22 protein-coding genes are annotated in these 18,571 nt (G+C 52.0%); 8 read left to right on the top strand and 14 right to left on the bottom strand.

The features are described 5' to 3' along the window. Nucleotides 1–4: 4 nt before the first annotated feature. The gene (locus C5610_RS00920; RefSeq protein WP_105305457.1) at nucleotides 5–1,096 is read right to left on the bottom strand and encodes a polysaccharide deacetylase family protein; all 1,092 of its coding nucleotides are present in this window, start codon (nucleotides 1,094–1,096) and stop codon (nucleotides 5–7) included. A gap of 37 nt (nucleotides 1,097–1,133) precedes the next feature. On the opposite strand from C5610_RS00920, the gene C5610_RS00915 reads away from it, so the two are divergent. Next, nucleotides 1,134–2,450 (top strand): MATE family efflux transporter, encoded by a 1,317-nt coding sequence (locus C5610_RS00915; protein WP_262339939.1) that lies wholly within the window; start codon nucleotides 1,134–1,136, stop codon nucleotides 2,448–2,450. Here C5610_RS00915 and C5610_RS00910 read toward each other — a convergent pair. The 3 genes from C5610_RS00910 to C5610_RS00900 form a co-directional block, all read right to left on the bottom strand. Further along, nucleotides 2,421–3,818: a DUF4397 domain-containing protein gene (locus tag C5610_RS00910; protein ID WP_105305456.1), complete on the bottom strand. Its 1,398-nt coding sequence runs from the start codon at nucleotides 3,816–3,818 to the stop codon at nucleotides 2,421–2,423. The two genes, C5610_RS00915 and C5610_RS00910, sit on opposite strands and share 30 nt — an antisense overlap. Before the next feature lie 117 nt (nucleotides 3,819–3,935). Next, nucleotides 3,936–4,514, bottom strand: a complete 579-nt coding sequence (nfuA, locus tag C5610_RS00905) for a Fe-S biogenesis protein NfuA (RefSeq protein WP_105305455.1) — start codon at nucleotides 4,512–4,514, stop codon at nucleotides 3,936–3,938. Between the two features lie 68 nt (nucleotides 4,515–4,582). Further along, the gene (locus tag C5610_RS00900) at nucleotides 4,583–5,272 is read right to left on the bottom strand and encodes a ComF family protein (protein WP_105305454.1); all 690 of its coding nucleotides are present in this window, start codon (nucleotides 5,270–5,272) and stop codon (nucleotides 4,583–4,585) included. A 36-nt stretch (nucleotides 5,273–5,308) separates the two neighbouring features. Here C5610_RS00900 and bioH point away from each other — a divergent pair, with 36 nt between their 5' ends. Further along, nucleotides 5,309–6,076 (top strand): pimeloyl-ACP methyl ester esterase BioH, encoded by a 768-nt coding sequence (gene bioH / locus C5610_RS00895; RefSeq protein ID WP_105305453.1) that lies wholly within the window; start codon nucleotides 5,309–5,311, stop codon nucleotides 6,074–6,076. On the opposite strand, the gene mutM is transcribed toward bioH, so the two are convergent. Both mutM and C5610_RS00885 read right to left on the bottom strand, forming a co-directional pair. Then, a complete protein-coding gene (gene mutM, locus C5610_RS00890; protein WP_105305452.1) occupies nucleotides 6,073–6,885 on the bottom strand; it encodes a bifunctional DNA-formamidopyrimidine glycosylase/DNA-(apurinic or apyrimidinic site) lyase in 813 nt (270 codons plus the stop codon). The two genes, bioH and mutM, sit on opposite strands and share 4 nt — an antisense overlap. A 9-nt stretch (nucleotides 6,886–6,894) precedes the next feature. Next, the gene (locus C5610_RS00885; RefSeq protein ID WP_158682634.1) at nucleotides 6,895–7,389 is read right to left on the bottom strand and encodes a hypothetical protein; all 495 of its coding nucleotides are present in this window, start codon (nucleotides 7,387–7,389) and stop codon (nucleotides 6,895–6,897) included. 85 nt (nucleotides 7,390–7,474) lie between these two features. Between C5610_RS00885 and C5610_RS00880 the strand changes: the two genes are divergently transcribed. Next, complete coding sequence (locus C5610_RS00880) at nucleotides 7,475–8,104, top strand: 2OG-Fe(II) oxygenase (protein WP_105305450.1); 630 nt, start codon at nucleotides 7,475–7,477, stop codon at nucleotides 8,102–8,104. A 66-nt stretch (nucleotides 8,105–8,170) separates the two neighbouring features. On the opposite strand, the gene rpmG is transcribed toward C5610_RS00880, so the two are convergent. From rpmG to radC, 3 genes are all read right to left on the bottom strand, one after another. Then, nucleotides 8,171–8,326, bottom strand: coding sequence for a 50S ribosomal protein L33 (rpmG, locus tag C5610_RS00875; protein WP_008489399.1), 156 nt, complete (start codon nucleotides 8,324–8,326; stop codon nucleotides 8,171–8,173). Nucleotides 8,327–8,338: 12 nt separating this feature from the next. Further along, on the bottom strand, nucleotides 8,339–8,575 hold the full coding sequence (gene rpmB, locus C5610_RS00870) for a 50S ribosomal protein L28 (protein WP_053953199.1): 237 nt from the start codon (nucleotides 8,573–8,575) through the stop codon (nucleotides 8,339–8,341). A 542-nt stretch (nucleotides 8,576–9,117) separates the two neighbouring features. Continuing rightward, nucleotides 9,118–9,792, bottom strand: coding sequence for a RadC family protein (gene radC, locus C5610_RS00865; protein ID WP_105305449.1), 675 nt, complete (start codon nucleotides 9,790–9,792; stop codon nucleotides 9,118–9,120). A gap of 115 nt (nucleotides 9,793–9,907) precedes the next feature. On the opposite strand from radC, the gene coaBC reads away from it, so the two are divergent. Together coaBC and slmA are read left to right on the top strand one after the other, a co-directional pair. After that, on the top strand, nucleotides 9,908–11,122 hold the full coding sequence (gene coaBC, locus C5610_RS00860) for a bifunctional phosphopantothenoylcysteine decarboxylase/phosphopantothenate--cysteine ligase CoaBC (protein ID WP_105305448.1): 1,215 nt from the start codon (nucleotides 9,908–9,910) through the stop codon (nucleotides 11,120–11,122). Nucleotides 11,123–11,140: 18 nt separating this feature from the next. After that, nucleotides 11,141–11,731, top strand: a complete 591-nt coding sequence (gene slmA, locus C5610_RS00855; RefSeq protein ID WP_105305447.1) for a nucleoid occlusion factor SlmA — start codon at nucleotides 11,141–11,143, stop codon at nucleotides 11,729–11,731. Here slmA and gpsA read toward each other — a convergent pair. From gpsA to C5610_RS00840, 3 genes are all read right to left on the bottom strand, one after another. Beyond that, nucleotides 11,728–12,735, bottom strand: a complete 1,008-nt coding sequence (gene gpsA / locus C5610_RS00850) for an NAD(P)H-dependent glycerol-3-phosphate dehydrogenase (protein ID WP_105305446.1) — start codon at nucleotides 12,733–12,735, stop codon at nucleotides 11,728–11,730. The genes slmA and gpsA overlap by 4 nt on opposite strands. Nucleotides 12,736–12,755: 20 nt before the next feature. Continuing rightward, nucleotides 12,756–13,256 carry a protein-export chaperone SecB gene (gene secB / locus C5610_RS00845; RefSeq protein WP_105305445.1) on the bottom strand — a complete coding sequence of 167 codons (501 nt, stop codon included), beginning with the start codon at nucleotides 13,254–13,256 and terminating at the stop codon, nucleotides 12,756–12,758. Nucleotides 13,257–13,334: 78 nt separating this feature from the next. Continuing rightward, entirely contained in the window at nucleotides 13,335–13,766 is a 432-nt protein-coding gene (locus tag C5610_RS00840) for a rhodanese-like domain-containing protein (RefSeq protein ID WP_105305444.1), read from the bottom strand. Nucleotides 13,767–13,930: 164 nt separating this feature from the next. Between C5610_RS00840 and gpmI the strand changes: the two genes are divergently transcribed. The 3 genes from gpmI to C5610_RS00825 are packed head-to-tail and all read left to right on the top strand — an operon-like array spanning nucleotide 13,931 to nucleotide 17,411. Further along, nucleotides 13,931–15,466 carry a 2,3-bisphosphoglycerate-independent phosphoglycerate mutase gene (gene gpmI / locus C5610_RS00835; RefSeq protein WP_105307658.1) on the top strand — a complete coding sequence of 512 codons (1,536 nt, stop codon included), beginning with the start codon at nucleotides 13,931–13,933 and terminating at the stop codon, nucleotides 15,464–15,466. Nucleotides 15,467–15,472: 6 nt separating this feature from the next. Next, nucleotides 15,473–16,633, top strand: a complete 1,161-nt coding sequence (locus tag C5610_RS00830; protein ID WP_105305443.1) for a murein hydrolase activator EnvC family protein — start codon at nucleotides 15,473–15,475, stop codon at nucleotides 16,631–16,633. A 1-nt stretch (nucleotide 16,634) separates the two neighbouring features. Further along, a complete protein-coding gene (locus C5610_RS00825) occupies nucleotides 16,635–17,411 on the top strand; it encodes a divergent polysaccharide deacetylase family protein (protein ID WP_241970534.1) in 777 nt (258 codons plus the stop codon). Here C5610_RS00825 and C5610_RS00820 read toward each other — a convergent pair. Both C5610_RS00820 and rpoH read right to left on the bottom strand, forming a co-directional pair. Then, nucleotides 17,379–17,630, bottom strand: coding sequence for a YkgJ family cysteine cluster protein (locus C5610_RS00820; RefSeq protein WP_105305442.1), 252 nt, complete (start codon nucleotides 17,628–17,630; stop codon nucleotides 17,379–17,381). The two genes, C5610_RS00825 and C5610_RS00820, sit on opposite strands and share 33 nt — an antisense overlap. A gap of 69 nt (nucleotides 17,631–17,699) precedes the next feature. Next, nucleotides 17,700–18,560 carry an RNA polymerase sigma factor RpoH gene (gene rpoH, locus C5610_RS00815; protein ID WP_105305441.1) on the bottom strand — a complete coding sequence of 287 codons (861 nt, stop codon included), beginning with the start codon at nucleotides 18,558–18,560 and terminating at the stop codon, nucleotides 17,700–17,702. Between the last annotated feature and the right edge of the window lie 11 nt (nucleotides 18,561–18,571).

Raw genomic sequence — 18,571 nt, 5'->3', positions numbered from 1 at the left:
GTGATCAGTCCGGCCAACTGCCATTGCTGTCCGGGCGAATAAAGGCCGCCGAAAACCAATAGTATGCCTGACCGGTTTTATTGGGCGCAGTGCAGTTGATGCGCGAACGACCAATGGCTAGGTCAGCACTCGGCGTCACCGAAAACACCCGCTCTGACAACCACTCGGGTTTTAGCACGTGTGACCCTTGATAGCACTGCAAGGCGTGTTTTTGCAGTGTACTCACTGAGCTCAACGTGACCGTTAATTCGGGGCGCGTTTGTTGATGCTCAAGCAATGGCTCCTGCGGTGAGTACTCTGCCACCGGCATTGCCAGGCTATTGAGCTTGGGCGCCAGCGTCTTCAGGTTCGCGTAAATACCTGAGGCTGGAAACCGGGTGATCGCGGTTGGGTCACTGTAAGGACTCCATGGTCCGCTATGCTGAGCAAAACCCAGAAAGCCCCACTCATCCAGCAATGCCTGCAAATCTGCATCGTATTCACCAAACGGGTAAGCAAAATATTTCGGCTGCGGCCCTAATTTCTCGTCGATGGCTTGCTGTGCGCTCAGGACATCGTAGCTCATGCGCTCACGCCATTCGGTTTCACTTTCCCCGTCCTTACGGCGGATCAAGTGAGCGTGTGTCTGGCCATGGTTAACGATGGTTGCGCCTTGCTCCTGAATGGTTCTGAGCTGCTCCCAGCTCATATAGGCGGAAGGACTTTGTTGCATTAAATCGGGATTAACAAATACCGCGTAGGGCATATCGTATTGTTTTAGCAGAGGTGCCGCGTTGTCATAGACGTTGTCGTATCCGTCATCAAAGGTGATCACCACCGCTTTTGCCGGAAACGACTCGCCGCTCTCAATGCGTTGATGAGCTTCTTCTATCGGCAGCACGACAAAATTATTGTCTTTTAAATACTTGAGGTGCTCTTCAAAACGCTCAGGAGCAATTGACGTTACCGCGGGCGTGTCTTCAGCCACATGATGATACTGGAGTATCGCGATACTGTTATCGGTCATCTTATCGCTGTTTGCAACGGACTCCTGAGAAGCCGTATCCCCGCAGGCCGAAACCAATGCTGTGGCCAGCACCAGTGATTTAAATTTCATGCTACACTCCAGATTTTGCTGTCAATGGGGTAATACCTTGTCGTCAACGTTGCTGCGCTTTCCACTTGCCGATCACAAGAAAGTTTTCGCCATCGCCCTGCCGATGATTTTATCGAACATCGCGGCCCCCATGCTTGGCTTGGTTGACACCGCTATCATAGGGCATTTACCCGACGCTATCTACCTGTCGGCCGTTGCGATTGGCGCTATGGTGGTGAGCTTTATTTTCCTGTTAGCCGTGTTTTTGCGCATGGCGACCACCGGCTATATCGCCCAGTCGTTCGGCGCAAATGATCGAGCGGCGCAACGTCAGCACTTTAACCACGGGCTGTTGCTGGCGGTGCTTCTGGGTAGCGCTATTGGCCTCGGCTCCCCCTGGATCATTGATTTTGCCATGTGGATAGTGCAACCCGACACTCAGTTGATCCCGCTCGCCAGCGACTATATCGGTATTCGTTTATGGTCGGCGCCGGCGGCGCTGATTACCCTCATTACGCTCGGTGTGCTACTCGGACGGCAGCAAAGCGGACGGGCGATGTGGCTGGCGATCATTACCAACGGCGTCAATGTGGTGATGGATGTGATATTGATTCTTGGACTGGGTATGAATGTTAAAGGCGCCGCCTGGGCTTCCTTCAGCGCCGACTATGTGACCGCAGCGGTTGGCCTTTATTGGTGCGCGCGAGCGCTCAACTGGTCGCCTACCAGCATTCACATCAAATTTAACGCCTTACGTCAGTATGCCAGTGTCAACGGCAACATCTTTATTCGAAGCCTGGTGCTGCAGCTGTGCATGGCGACGATGACAGGTTATGCCGCCCGCTATGGTTCTACCGTCGTCGCCGTGAATGCCGTGCTGATGCAGTTTCTGATGCTGATTTCGCTGGGACTCGACGGTATTGCCTATGCTGTTGAGGCGCTCACAGGAGCCGCTAAAGGCCAACGTAATCCGCACAAAGTGGCCTATTGGTGCCGGCTTACACTGCTCTGGTCGTGTATTTTCGCGATTGCTTACACACTGCTGTTCTGGCTGTTCGGGCCAGCCATCATTGGCCTCATCACAGATATACCCGAGGTGATTACCACCGCGGCTCAATACCTGCCGTGGATTGTGCTGCTACCGTTGATCGGTCATTGGAGCTACTGGTTTGACGGTGTGTTTATCGGTTTATCGCTCAGTAAAGGCATGCGCAATACCATGATTTTGGCAGCGGCGTTTGGCTTTTTACCGTTATGGTGGCTTGGGTTGCCGCTACAGAACCATGGTTTGTGGATGGCTCTGAGCGGCTTTTTACTCATGCGTGGGGTATTTCAGGCCCTGTGGTTACGGCTGCGCTGGCGCCAAATCATCTAACAAGATGACCTGCGGAGGTAAACCACCACCGGCTGAATCGGTTGCCACTATGGTGTAAATACCTTCTGCAGACAACGTCAGTGCCACCGGACCAATGGCGGCGTCTTTCGTACCCGTTGCGGTAACGGTTGCAAAGTAGTCGCCCGGCGTGACCTGAACATTACCGGTACTGACTAACGCATCCGCATCAAAGGGCACATCGCTGAATACCGGCTCCGCGTCACTGATGTCATCGGTTTCGGTCAGGTAGATATCAACATTACCCGCTGACGGCGATGCGTGCACGATTTGCAACTGTGCCGCAGTCGCAATCCGGCGACGCTCTTCAGTCAACACCTGCAGATTAATGTTTTCCAGCGCGCCCACCGCATAAACACTGTAGCTGGTGGCTAAGGCTAATGGCAGCTCAACATCATCAAACACCACTGGCGAACCACCTGCAGCGGCCACATCGACTAAGTAATCGCCGGCCTCAACATTCAAATAGCCCGCTACCGAACCAAAGGCTAAATCTTGAATTTGTGCTTCACTGGCATTATTCAACGTCACATCGACGTTTGGCGCGTCAGCCGAGGCGTGCACGACACGTACGTCACTGCCGGCATTCGCATCAGGCACCACGAGGGTTTCCTCACCGGTTGAAATTTGCAGCGTCACTGGTGAGTTACCGGTACTGACATTATTCGTCGCCGCGATGATATAGTCGCCGCCATCTGCCAGACTCACGCTACCAGAGTCGTAAACCACCGTCGTTTCACCGGCCGGTGTTAAGCGCACACGGTAATCGCCGGCAGGGACTTCTACCTGGCCACTGTCGTCCGCGTATTCCAGGGTCACTGCCGGTGATGCACTGGCCAACTCTTCGTCAGGAGCCGTCAGATAAACATCAACCGTTGGCGCACCATAAGCCGCGTGTACAACTTGAATGCGGCTTTCGCCATCAGCTACTGCAGTGACTGGGTTTGACAGCACCAGGGGTTCAAGCGTCTCGTCACTGACATCACCGATGGCAAAGATTTCGTAGCGGGTATCCGCGGCAAATTCAAGATCCGCCGGGCCAATCACATCCGCCGTACTTTGATCCGGTAAAATACCTTGTACCGTGATGGAGTAAGTCCCCTCATCAAGTTCCAGTACATTGGATGACGCATGGTAAGGCACATCTTCTAGAACCGCGTTACCGTCCGCCAAAACATTAACATTGGGCGCGTCAGCAGAAGTGTGGTGCACGCGCACATAGGTTGACTGAACCTCGGGCTCAGGCGGTGGCGTAACGGTGGTAGTATCATTGTCATCATCATCCAGCCAACAACCTGACAAGACAACAAGGGATAAAGAGAGTACACTGAGTTTTGTGATTCCTCGCATAATAATTTCCTCGTAATGATTAGGGCAAATATCACTACGCAGGAGATATGTGCGAGGGATCACATTATTTTAACATCAAAAAATCGAACAAAACATCAAGTTGTATAGCGCCAAACTCTAGTAATAAGAATGTTCGCCACGCTCATGTTCAGTGATATCGCGCACCCCGGTGATTTCATTCGGAAAACGCTCTTTCAGCTCTTTTTCAATGCCGTTCTTAACCGTGACATCAATCATGCTGCAACCATTACAGCCGCCGCCAAACTGTAGAATTGCTAAACCGTCGTCAGTAATGTCATTGACCATGACGTGACCACCGTGGTTGGCTAACTGCGGGTTAATTTCCGCCTGAATCACGTACTCAACACGCTCAATTAACGGCGCGTCATCAGCAACTTTTTTCGCTTTAGCGTTTGGTGCTTTCAGCGTCAGCTGTGAACCCAGCTCCTGCTCTTCAAAGTCAATCACGGCATCTTCTAAAAACGGTGCACTGCCGGAGTCAACGATGGCGTCAAAGCCATTAAAGGGTAACCGCTCATCATCCGCTTCGACCGAATCCGGCGGGCAATAAGATACACCACACTCGGCATTCGGTGACCCTGGGTTAACCACAAACACACGAATGCCTGTGCCTTCGGGTTGTTCCGCCAGGAGCTTACCAAAATGTTGTTGTGCCGCTTCGGTAATACGAATCATTCTGCTCGCCTCTTGCTATACCTGAGTAAATTACTAGGGTATAGTCTACCTGAATATCATCGATGTGGCTAGTCACCCTGGTTGTAGATCAGCGCCCACCCGTCAACCGTTTTGGCGCCCTGTTTTCGCAACGCTCGAGCGGCCGCCGTCAGCGTCGCTCCCGAGCTGATCAAGTCATCAAGCACAGCAACTCTCAGTCCGCTCGTATCAACCGTGCAATGCAGACTCTTAGCATGCTGTCGCCAACGCTGCTGGCGCCCGAGTTGCTTCTGTTTGGCTAGCGGCCGAATAACGCGCAATGCACCAGCCTGATAAGGGATCTTCAGATAGCTTGCCAATTGTTGCGCCAGCAAACCCGTATGATGAAAACCCCGCTGTTGCCACACCTTCGCCGTCGTCGGTACAACCACCAGTAAGTCCGGCCAGGATTGCTGCTCGTTTCGGTAACAATGGATCAGGTGTGCCGCCAGCCAGGCCGCAAAGGCGCCCGCCAAGTGCACCTGGCCACCCGTTTTATAGCGATAAATTAACGATTGAGTGAGCGGTGTCCAGCGTAGGGGAGCAAACCAATGTGCGGTCAACTCACGTTCCTGCAATGAGGGAAAATGAGCCAAATGTTTCACACTGCGCGGGTACCATCGTGGCAGCGCAACCGCACAATCATCGCAGATACCATGCTCGAGTACGCTGTGCATACGACAGAGAATACAGGCATTGGCACCGATTCTATTGGCGAAGCCGCTGATTGACGCTAGCATAGCACCCCTATAACTCGGACAAGACAGGCGACTATAGTGAGTATTTGGACTTCAACACAAGGTACAGGCACGGATATTGTTGTCATCCATGGCTGGGGAATGAATGCGAATGTTTGGCAACCACTGCTGCCGGAACTGACCTCACAGTTCAGGGTTACCCAAATTGATTTACCAGGTTTCGGGGATAGCCATTCGTTAACCCTAAGTCCGTCGCTGGAGGATATCTGTCATGACATTCTGCCATCACTACCGCAACAATTTCATGTTCTAGGGTGGTCATTAGGGGGACTGGTGGCCACGCAACTCGCCGTCCAATGCCCGCAGCGTGTGCTGTCTTTAGCAACGGTTGCCTCGTCACCTTATTTCATCGCAAACGACGACTGGCCCGGCATTAAACCGGTGCTGCTACAGCAATTTCAACGTTCACTGAGATCCGACTTCAAAGCCACCATTGAACGATTCATGGCCGTGCAGGCAATGGGTAGCCCGCATGCCAAGCAACTGATCAAACAGGTTCGTCATTGGGTATTTGAAAAACCGATGGCCAATACGGAGAGCTTAAAAAACGGTCTGTCATTGCTGCAACAAGCCGATCTAAGGACTCAGTTAGCTGACATCCAACAACCATTTATGCGCTTTTACGGCCGACTTGATAGCTTAGTTCCGGTTGCCGTTAGTGACTTGGTGCAGGCGCTGGCACCGCAGTCTCAACAACACGTGTTTAACCACTGCGCCCATACGCCATTCGTATCCGCCAGCATACCGTTTGCCGAACGCTATCGCCAATTCCTGAGCGCTGTCTAGCGCTGACACCGGGTGCAATAAACGGTACTGCGTTGGCCCAGACGGATTTCTTTCAGCGTTGCCTGACAAACCATGCAACGCTTGCCACCCCGCCCGTACACCATCAGTTGTTGCGCGAAATAACCGGGCGAGCCATCAACGTTGGTAAAATCCCGTAACGTTGTGCCCCCTTGTGCGATAGCATCTTGCAAGGTTTGCTTAATCAGCGGCACCAATTTTTGATAACGTGCCCGGCTGACCTGACCCGCCTGTCGCTTCGGGTTAATACCCGCTTTAAACAACGCCTCATTGGCGTAAATATTACCAACCCCGACCACCACATGATTGTCCATGATGAAAGTCTTAATCGCCTGTTTACGCCCCCGCGATGCCGCAAACAAGTAATCGGCCGTAAATGCCTCCGTCAGCGGCTCCGGCCCCAGCCGCGCCAACAGTTCGTGCGAACTGACATCGTCAGCACAAAACAGTAAGGCGCCAAAGCGGCGCGGATCATTCAGCCTCAGTACCTGCCCATCTTCGAACTCAATCTCGATATGATCGTGTTTTTTCAACGAGGTGGTATTCGGCACTACCCGCAACTTACCGGACATCCCGAGGTGCAATAACAAAGTGCCGACAGCAGTCTTCAACAATAAGTACTTGGCTCTGCGGGTCACCGCTTCCAGCCGCTGACCGCTGACCCGCTGAACCGTCTCCGGCACCGGCCAACGCAACCGCGCATCGTGTACTCTAACCTGTGTTATCAACTTGCCCTCAATATGAGGGCTGATGCCTAACCGACTGACTTCAACTTCTGGTAACTCCGGCATACTTAGTTCCTAACGTCCTAATAAAGCCTCTACAGCAACATCGACCGGCTCAAACACCCGATCCTGTTGCGGCAATTTAATTAACAGTTTGGGCTCTGAATACAGCTCGATTCGCGCCTGCTGGTCACCCTCAAAATACAAATAAACGTCGACAATCTTCGCTTCCGGCTGCAACGAGGAAGGTATCATCCGCAAGGACTGCCACGTCTCAGCCAACGCCGCAGCCCGTTGTTTGGAAATCGCGCACACAGGAACACACACCCAACCGTCCGGCTGACGCTCAATCACCTGATCATCGATATGAATACTCAATAACCTCATTTCGGCAGGAATCAACCCAACCACCTCAACGCTCGCCGGGTTTTCGGTCAATGCCTGCCGGTTGCCGGGGAGCACGAAATAGAGCAGAAACATGATCAACAACACAACATAAACCAGCACGTTGTTCCACGCCCGTTTACTCATCGTAACGCCGAAAAAGGTACGTTTTTGTTCTCGTCTCATGAAACACCCATAAAGCGCTTGTCGATATCGCCAGAATAACCTATATTTCGGCTCCCGTAAGCGTCCGTGATATTGGTAATCTGATATGTCCGCCATCCCTCAGCTTGATCACATCTTAGATAGCCTCAGTGACAAAGGCTATTGCATCGTGCCAAATTTTTTAGCGGAATCCCTATCACAACAATTGTATCAGCACGCCCAGGCAATACCAGAACAGTACTGGAATACCGCTGCCATCGGCCGCGCCACACAGCAGACCGTTAATACGATGGTACGTAACGACCGGATCTTGTGGCTATCCGCCGAACAAGCCGTCGAAAACACCTATCTTAAGCTGATGGATGAGTTACGCACCGAACTCAATCGCCAGCTGTTTCTCGGTCTATTCGACTATGAATGTCATTTTGCCCATTACCCCAAAGGGGCATTTTACAAGAAACATCTGGACGCCTTTAAAGGACGCAGCAATCGACGCCTGACGACAGTGATGTATTTAAACGAAGACTGGCAGGAGCAACACGGTGGTCAACTGGTGATCTACGGCGATCGCGGCGAGATCCTGGAGCAAGTGACTCCGGAGCGAGGCACCCTGGTGGTGTTTCTTAGCGAGAAGTTTGTTCACGAAGTATTGCCCTCCCACCGCGACCGCCTCAGCATCACCGGTTGGTTCCGTATCAACGCCAGCATCTCAGGCATTGTCGACCCACCGCGCTAAGCAGAATTTTCAGGCACAAAAAAACCGGCCAGAAGCCGGTTTTTAATTTTCTGTTGGAAGCCTAAATTACTTGATTTTAGCTTCTTTGAAGATCACGTGCTTACGAACCACTGGGTCGTACTTTTTGATCTCCATTTTTTCTGGCATGGTACGCTTATTTTTATCTGTGGTGTAGAAATAACCAGTACCAGCAGATGACACCAAACGAATCTTATCGCGCATAATATCTGTTCCTTACACCTTGATACCACGGCCGCGGAGATCCGCTAATACCGAGTCGATACCATTTTTATCGATGATACGCATACCTTTAGTAGAAATGCGCAGCTTAACCCAACGCTTCTCGCTTTCTACCCAGAAGCGGTGAGATTGTAAGTTTGGTAAAAAGCGACGCTTAGTCGCATTGCGTGCGTGCGAGCGGTTGTTACCGACTACCGGACGCTTACCTGTAACTTGGCATACTTGTGACATGTCTTTACTCCAAAATTGCTGCAAGCTCGCCTGTCGCCCAATTTGACCTTGCCTAGAAATCCGAGGGCGCATTTTATACAGCAAACAGGCCCGCTAATCAAGCTAAAACGGCGGTTTTTTGATCCTTTCCGATCATTCGCGGCGAATTCTACGCTAAATCCGCTCAATCTTCCAGCGCTTTCTTTGGTTAGTGAGAAACAAGGTGGTGAAGCAGTAACGCTCTTATCAGCTTGAAGGGGGGCTGAGCCAGGAACCGCTTCAAGCACGTCCGTGTGGCTTGTGTCCGGGCATCCATGCCCTCCCACATTCCTGCCTCAGCCCCCCTTCAAACTGCTACGCGTTACTACTCCACCACCTTGGCTCTAACTGCCCGGAAGCCTAGAGCAAGGAATGGAAACATGCGTGTTGGGTTGTGGGGGCGCGACTCAGAAATGTGGGAGGGCATGGATGCCCGGACACAAGCCACACGGACGTGCTCGCAGCGGTTTCTGAGGCGCGCCCCCAAAGTTCAGAACAAAGCACAACCGACCTGCCTGAATCTCCTACAACAGCCCGCGTTCGGCGAACGAGACAGGGTCGCCGCTGCCGATGATAAAGTGATCGAGTAAGGCGACGTCGACGAGGCTGAGGGCTTTTTTCAGGCGTTCGGTGACGCGTTGGTCGGCTTGGCTGGGTTCGGCGATACCGGAGGGGTGATTGTGGGCAAGGATAACCGCGGCGGCGTTGTGCTGCATGACCATTTTCAATACTTCCCTGGGGTATACCGGTGCGGCGTTAATGGTGCCGTGAAACATTTCCTCGTAGCGCAGCAGGCGATGTTGGCTGTCCAGTAGCAGGACCACGAACACCTCGCGTGATTGGTGGCGTAGCTGGGTAGTCAGGTAATCTTTCACCATGGCGGGCTCGGTGAAACCATCTCCACGCTTTAATTGCCATTGGAGATAGCGTCTCGATAGCTCCAACACAACTTGCAACTGATTGACTCTGGCCGGGCCGATGCCGTGATATTTGAGTAATTTCTCCGCCGGCGCGCACAGCAAGGGTCCGACGCCATCAAAGGTTGCCAATAATTGCCGTGAATAAGACACCACGTCTACCCCTTTTTGTCCGCTACCGAGTAAAATCGCAATCAGTTCAGCATCACTCAGCGCCGCCGCTCCCAATTGCTGTAGCTTCTCCCTTGGGCGCTCTGTTTCCGGCCACTCCTTCAATTTCATCCACCTGACTCCTGTTACCGATCAAACCTCCAGTATAGTCTGGCTCTACCCTGTTACTCGGGAGCATGTTATCTTTACAACTCTTTACCCAAACAATGGCGAGTTCGTTTTGGCGATGCAAACCCTGCACAATAAAAATATTTTGCTTGGCATTTCTGGTGGTATTGCTGCCTACAAAACACCCGATCTTGTAAGGCGTTTAAAAGAAGTGGGCGCTAACGTACGTGTTGTTCTGACGCGGGGCGGCGAAGCCTTTGTAACGCCTTTGAGCTTACAGGCTGTGTCGGCAAATCCGGTCAGTAGCGACTTACTTGATCCTACAGCCGAAGCCGCGATGGGCCATATTGAATTGGCGAAATGGGCCGATCTGGTATTAGTGGCTCCGGCCAGTGCTAACGTTATCGCGCGGCTGGCAAATGGCTTTGCCGATGACTTATTGACGACCCTGGCACTGGCAACGCCGGCGCCGATTGCCATCGCACCGGCGATGAATCAGCAAATGTGGGCAGCACAAGTGGTGGCAGAGAACGTGCAACGCCTTAATGACCGTGGCGTGCATATCTGGGGACCGGCCAGCGGTTCACAGGCCTGCGGAGATGTCGGCGCCGGGCGCATGCTCGAACCGCTGCAACTGCGCGATCGGGTCGTTGAACTGTTTGACACCCATCGCACCAATGTTTGGCAAGGCACCCGGATAACCATTACCGCCGGACCAACCCGCGAAGCCATTGATCCGGTTCGCTACATCAGCAACCACAGTTCCGGTAAAATGGGCTATGCGCTTGCCGCGGCAGCACAGCAATTAGGCGCTGAGGTTACGCTGATTTCCGGTCCGGTGACTTTGCCATCCCCACCAGGGGTTAACGTCATTCACGTTGAATCCGCTGAGCAGATGCTTGCAGCGGCTCAAGCGCAGACGATGGATGTCTTTGTCAGTTGTGCAGCCGTTGCGGACTATCGCCCTGCGGAAGTTTCACAGCAAAAGATCAAGAAAGAGCAAAAGGGTAACGACGCACAACTGACGTTGGTAAAAAATCCAGATATTTTGAAGACCATTGCAACGCAACCACAACCGCCGTTTTGTATTGGTTTTGCCGCAGAAACCGAAAAAGTCAGGCAACATGCGCTCGATAAACTGCAACGCAAGCAGCTTAAACTGATTGTCGCCAACGACGTCAGTGACAAGCAGATTGGTTTTAACAGCGATAATAATGCCGTTACGGTCTATTGGCAGGATGGTGAACAATCCTTTGCGGCGCAGAGTAAACAGAATTTAGCTAACGCTCTGAATGAGCTGTTCGCGCAACATTACTTTAAGAACAAACCGTAAGAATAACGAGGAATGTGAATGGCACAGCAAAAGCGTAATCGTCGTGAGGAAATTTTACAGGCGCTTGCCGCCATGTTGGAAACCAGTCCCGGTCAACGCATTACAACCGCAAAACTGGCGGCCAGCCTAGGCGTTTCGGAGGCGGCTTTGTATCGCCATTTTCCCTCGAAAGCCCGTATGTTTGAGGGTTTAATTGAGTTTGTTGAAGATACCTTGTTAACTCGCATCAATTTGATCATGTCTGAGGAAAAAGACACGCTGGTGCGCTGTCAGGCGATTTTACAGCTATTGTTGACTTTTGCCGAGCGTAATCCGGGCATCACCCGGGTCATGACCGGTGATGCATTGATGGGCGAACACGATCGCTTACGCGGCCGCATCGACGACTTATTCAATCGTATCGAGGCACAACTTAAACAGGTGCTACGAGAAAAAGCATTGCGTGAAAAGCAGAAGTTTACTATCGACGAAGGTGTGTTGGCGAATATGCTGCTGAGCTTTGCCGATGGCAAAATTGCCCAGTTTGTAAGGTCTAACTTTAAACGCCTGCCTACTGAGCACTTCAGTACCCAGTGGCAGTCAATTGCACAGCAATTATCGTTAAGTTAATCGCTCTCGGTTTTCCGGCTTCGACTTAACAGGTCAATCGCCGCCTGCCGCGGCGATTTGCCGGCGTAGAGCACTTTGTAGATTTGTTCACAGATCGGCATTTCGACGCCACTGCGCTTTGCCAGGGCAACCACTTCGCGGGTGTTGCGATAACCCTCTACTGCCTGACCGATTGACGCTAACGCTTCGTCCACCGATTTACCCTGACCTAACGCCAGACCAAAACGACGATTACGCGATTGGTTATCGGTACAGGTCAGGATCAGATCGCCTAACCCGGCCATACCAGTAAAGGTTTCGCTTTTAGCACCTAAGGTAAGACCCAGTCGGGTTAATTCAGCCAGTCCACGAGTTATTAGCGCGGTCCGCGCATTTGCCCCAAAGCCAATGCCATCCGCCATGCCGGCACCTATCGCAATGACATTTTTTACGGCACCGCCTAACTGTACACCGATGAAGTCATCATTGGTGTAAACCCGGAAGGATCGTTCGCAGTGGAGCATTTCCGAAAGTTCATCGACAAACTGCTCATCGGTCGATGACATTGAAATTGCGGTCGGCAGGCCTTTTGCCATTTCGATGGCAAACGTTGGCCCGGACAGCACGGCCAGCGGATGATCAGTACCGAGCTCTTCCTCAGCTACCTCATAGAGTAAGCGGCCGGTTTCGGGCTCAAGTCCTTTCGTTGCCCAGGCGACCCGGGCATGATCCGCTAACAGCGGCTTGATGTTGCGAAGCATTTCGGCAAACGCGTGACTGGGTACCACCACCAATACGTTGCGCACGCCTTTTACCGCCGCGGCTAAATCATCCGTTACCTGCAACGATTCAGGAAACGGACACCCCGGTAGGTAATGGGCGTTTTCATGCGCCTCGCGCATCGCCGCAACCTGGGTTTTATCCCGCCCCCAAAGCGTTGTCGTAATGCCTTTGCGGGCAAAACAAATAGCAAGGGCGGTCCCATAAGAGCCCGCCCCTAATATTACAACGTCTGCTTGTTTCATGAACGTCTTAAGCGCGGCGCTTACGCGTCCGCTTGAGCTTGGTTTTGCTCAGCTTGTTGCTGCATGTGACGAGCAAAGATAGCGTCAAAGTTAACCGGTGCAAGGTTCAGTTGTGGGAAAGTCGCACGGTTAACCAGGCTAGAAACACACTCACGAGCGTAAGGGAACAAGATGTTCGGGCAGAACGAACCCAGCATGTGAGCCAACTGGCCGTCTTGTACTTCTTCACCGATAGTAAAGATACCAGCCTGGTGAACTTCACACAGGAACGCCACTTCATCTTCAACCTTGTTGGTTGCCGTCAACGTCAGTACGACTTCGTAAACACGATCTTCGATTTTCTCGTGCTTTACGTTCAGGTCAAGTTTCAGGTCTGGTTTCCACTCTTTACGGAAAATCGCAGGTGAATTCGGTGCTTCAAAAGAAACGTCTTTGGTATAAACACGTTGGATAGCAAACTGCACTTGTGGTTGTTGTTCGTTTTGGGCAGCTGCGCCATTTGCTTGCTGTTCTTCAGCCATGATGTTACTTCCTATTACTTAATGAACTTATAATGTCGGGTTACGTCGTCAGACTGTACCGAATTTTTTTAACAAAAACTACTTTCCGGATGCCACAGGCAACTTCTCGTTGCGCCAGGCGTTCATACCACCCGCTAACACAGCTACCTTTGTAAAGCCTTGCTGCGAAAGTTGCGATGCCGCTCCACGAGCGGTCGCACCTGAGTTGCATACAACTACAATGGGGGCATCTTTATACTTTTCAATCGCCGTCACGCTTTTTTGCTTAATTTGATTCGCCGGTAACGACTTAGCACCGTGGATATGCGCTTTACGAAACTCATCCTGGCTACGAATATCAACAAAGACACCGTTCTCTTTGTTAACCCATATGGTTGCCTGATGCGTTGACAAGTCTTTAACCGGTGAAGATTTTGAGCGAATCCAGGTAACGATAAGTGCCACCAATAGAACCACCCAAAGACCGCTCATAAAAGCGTTTTGACGAGCAAACTCAAGAATTTCCTGCATAATATAAATTGCTTTCTGTTGAGGTGTGCGAATTTCAATAAGGCTCCAAAGTATACCTGTACAAATTTCAGTTGCCAGTAAAATCTTAAACGGATGCGAACACCCTCAAAATCGCGTAAACTAACAGGCTCGAGTTGTTCCAAACGCGACAAAGGATGAATTTCATGAGCCAAGGCAAAAAACCGTTAGTTTTGATGATTTTAGATGGTTGGGGTTATCGCGAAGCCGCTCCCGACAACGCCATTACAACGGCTAATACTCCAGTCATGGATAAGCTTTGGCAAAACTACCCCCACTGTCTGGTTGATGGCTCTGGTGGTGCCGTAGGTCTGCCTGCCGGTCAAATGGGCAACTCCGAAGTCGGTCACGTTAACCTGGGTGCCGGGCGCGTAGTTTTTCAAGATTTCACTCGTATCTCAAAAAGTATTCAGGATGGCGATTTCTTCCGTAATCCGACCCTGGTCGACACCGTAACCGCGGCCGTTGCTGCCAACGGTGCCGTACATATCATGGGTTTGCTTTCCCCGGGTGGTGTTCACAGCCACGAAGACCACATCATGGCAATGATCGAACTGGCCGCACAAAAAGGCGCGAAAGCGATATACCTGCACGCATTCCTGGACGGTCGCGATACACCGCCAAAGTCGGCTCGACCGTCCATTGAACGTATCGAAGCCCTGTTTGAGCGTCTGGGCGTGGGTCGGTTTGCCAGCCTTAGCGGACGCTTCTATGCGATGGACCGCGACAATCGCTGGGAGCGTATCGAACAATCTTATAACGCTATCTATCATGGGCACGCGGCCTATTCTGCCGTAAACCCGTTGGAAGCTCTGGCCGCAGCCTACGAACGCGATGAGAGCGATGAGTTTGTCAGCCCGGTCACCATCGGCGAGCCGGTCGCGATCAACGATGGCGATGCGGTTTTCTTCATGAACTTCCGCGCTGATCGGGCCCGCGAAATGACCCGCGCTTTTACCGACGACAATTTGGACACCTTCGAACGTGGCGTGCGTAAGAAGCTCAGTGGCTTTGTTATGCTGACGGAATATTCTGATGACTTAAACGCGGCCGTAGCCTTTCCTCCTGAGCCGCTGAATAACGTGTTTGGCGAATGGCTGGCCAAGCATAATAAAACCCAGTTACGCATTTCAGAAACGGAAAAATACGCCCATGTCACCTTCTTCTTTAGCGGTGGCCGGGAGCAGGAGTTCGACGGCGAACAACGTGTGCTCATCCCCTCACCCAAGGTCAAAACCTACGATCTACAACCTGAAATGAGTTCGGAGGCACTTACCGACGAGCTCATCAAAGCCATCGAAAGCGGTGAATTTGATGCCATCATTTGCAACTACCCGAATGGTGATATGGTGGGTCATACCGGCAACTTTGATGCGGCGGTCAAAGCCTGCGAAGCCGTCGACCGTTCTGTCGGCCGTGTCATCGATGCGCTGCAACGGGTTGGTGGCGAAGCCCTGATTACCGCAGACCACGGTAACGCTGAGCAGATGAACGACCCCAACACCGGGCAGGCACATACCGCTCATACCAGTGAACTGGTGCCGTTTATCTATGTCGGCCGCGAAGCAACAGCACGCGACGGTATTTTGTCGGATGTGGCACCAACCATGTTGCACCTGATGGGCATGGAGCAACCCGAGGAAATGACTGGCAAGACCTTAATGCAACTCAAGAGCGACTAGGCCATCATGCGTTTGCCCCGCAACCTACTTGGCTGTCTTGCGTCGGTATCGCTGTGGCTGATATCGACCGGGGCAAACGCTTGGCTACAATCCACGCCGAGCGAAGCAGAGAAAGAACGCAAACAGGCCGAATTAAACGCGATTCAGGAGCAAATAGCGGAGCGTCTGGATACGCTGAAACAGCGGCAACAACAACTCACTCGTAGCGAACGTGAGCTGCAGGAACTTGAACAAAAGACCGCACAATTGGCCAGACGCCTGCAACAGACACGTCGCGAACAAGCCGAGTTACAACAGCGCATTGATGCAAATCTAAGCCGACAAAGCGAACTGCAACAACAGCAGAAGCAGCAGGCCGATGCGCTCGAGCAACAGGTCGCCAATGCCTACACCAACGGCGAACACGACTTTTTAAAACTACTGCTGAATCAGCAGAATCCCGCCGATATCGAGCGTATGCTCAGTTACTATCACTATTTTAACCAAGCTCGTATTGAACAAATCGAACGCTTAAAAGCGGTCACGCGGGAACTGAGTGCGCTGCAGCAAACTCTGGAGCAACAACACGAGGCATTAGCCAGTCTGGCGGAGCAACAACAGCAGCAACGAACCGCGTTACAGCAACAGCAGGCGGAACAGGAAACGCTGTTGGCCAAGCTGCAACAACGACAGCGTTCTGATCAGGCTCGCTTGCAGCAATTAGAGCAAAGCCGGGAGCAATTGGAACAAGTCATTGAAGCGATTGAACAGGCGCTCAAGGCTGATGTCCGTCTGGTCGGTTTAGAGCCGGTTAAATCTCGCTTACAATGGCCAACGCAAGGCCGCGTGAGAAAACTCTTTGGCCAGTCCCGTGAGGGGCCACTGCGCTGGAAAGGCGTGATGATCGAAGGCGCAAACGGACAGGCCGTTCGCACCATCGCCGACGGCCGGGTATTATTTGCCAACTGGCTGCGCGGCTTTGGCTTAGTCACCGTCATTGACCACGGTGAAGGTTATATGAGCCTCTATGGGCACAACCAAACGTTATTAAAAGACGTTGGTGATGAAGTTAAGATGGGTGAGGAAATTGCGCTAATGGGTCAGTCCGGAGGTCGCTCGGATGCAGCGCTTTACTTCGAAATCCGATACCGGGGCAATGCACAAAACCCAACTCGATGGATTAACTAGTATGCGACTCGGTTGGTTATTGCTGTCTATCCTCGCTTTAATCGTGCTCTTTTCGGCAACAGTCGAGGCCGCTAAACAACCGGCTAAAATTGCCATCATCATTGATGACATGGGCAACAGTCGTGCCGATCTTGACGCCGCGCTGTTACCCGGCCGATTAACCTTTGCGGTGTTGCCTTTTACCCCTCATGGCCGCGCCTTTGCCTTGCGCGCCCACCATCAGGGTAAGCAAATTATGCTGCACGCACCGATGCAGGCCGTTCGGGGCAACCGTCTAGGCCCTGGCGCGTTAACCACCGAAATGTCGCTGCCAGAGATCAAACTTGAGTTGCAGCGGGCGTTAGACGATATCCCCTATGTAGCGGGCGTCAATAATCATATGGGTAGCTACTTTACTCAGGTTGAAGACGCCATGCAGGCGGTTATGGAGACGTTGCAACACCGGCAACTTTTCTTTATCGACAGTCGCACCTCTGAGTTTAGTGTCGCCGAGCAAACCGCCCTGGACTTTGGTGTCCCAACCGCACACCGGCACGTTTTTCTGGATAATGACATCACTCCGGAGTACCTCGAACAGCAATGGCAATTACTGCTGGATGCGGCACTGAGTCAAGGGCACGCGGTGGGCATCGGGCATCCCTACCCCGAAACGTTGGCGTTTCTAAAACAGCAGATTCCGCGCTTGAAACAGCAAGGGATAGAGCTGGTGTTTGCCAGTGAACTGGCCACCGAACAACCGGGGTTATTACCCCGTCGCGTCTTCCAGGTCAGTGAGTAAGATCAACGCCTGATCACGATCATCGCCACACACCTCACGGTCTGCAGCAAACTGTTCACAGACAGCCGGACGATCCGGGTGACCAAAGAGTTTGCATAGGTTGTTCTCATCCAATTGCACGCAGCGCACACCGGCCGGCTTGCCCGCGGGCATGCCGGGAATGGGTGAGCTTATCGACGGAGCAATACAGCATGCGCCACAGCCCATTCGGCATTGCATAGGAACTCCTTACTGCAGATATGAAAAAGGCGCTGACAATGCAGCGCCTTTTAACAATACGTTTAGTGATTACGCCATTGCTGTGCGTAGCTTCTTCATCGCATTTTGTTCAAGCTGACGGACACGTTCCGCCGATACCTGATATTTGGCGGCTAAATCGTGCAAGGTGGCTTTATTGTCCGTTAACCAACGTGACTGCACGATGTCCTGACTGCGTTCGTCCAACTGACTCATCGCCGTAAACAGCTTTTTCTGAGTATGAGCTTCGTAATCTTCCGCTTCAATTTCTTCTGCCAGATCAGAACGTTTGTCTTCAAGATACATGGCCGGCGTATAATTACTGCCTTCTTTCGCATCATCGTCGTCAGAGCTCAACTCAAATGCCTGGTCATGAGCGCTCATTCGAGCTTCCATTTCCATGACTTCTTTGGTTGATACGCCCAGTTCTTCCGCCACTGTTTCCACTTCTTTCTGGCTGAACCAACCCAGACGTTTCTTCATTTTACGAAGATTAAAGAATAATTTACGTTGCGCCTTGGTGGTTGCCACTTTAACAACGCGCCAGTTGCGCAGCACGTATTCATGAATTTCTGCTTTTATCCAATGCACAGCAAAAGATACTAAGCGAACCCCAACTTCAGGGTTAAAACGTTTTACCGCTTTCATTAAGCCGATATTACCTTCTTGAATCAAATCAGCTTGCGGTAAACCATAGCCAGAATAGCCGCGGGCAATATGCACCACAAAACGCAGGTGCGACATGATCAGTTCTCGCGCTGAATCCAGATCGCCCTCGTGATACAACCGAGTTGCCAACTCTTTCTCTTTTTCCGCAGTCAACATCGGAATGCGGTTTACAGCCTGAATGTAACCGTCAAGACCGCCCCCCTGTGGGACTGACAACGCCATGGTTTGTAATTCAGTGCTCATCGACTACCTCT

It is taken from the genome of Idiomarina sp. OT37-5b (genome assembly GCF_002968395.1).
Taxonomy (GTDB): Bacteria; Pseudomonadota; Gammaproteobacteria; order Enterobacterales; family Alteromonadaceae; genus Idiomarina; species Idiomarina aquatica.
This window is presented reverse-complemented; position numbering and strand designations above follow the sequence as displayed.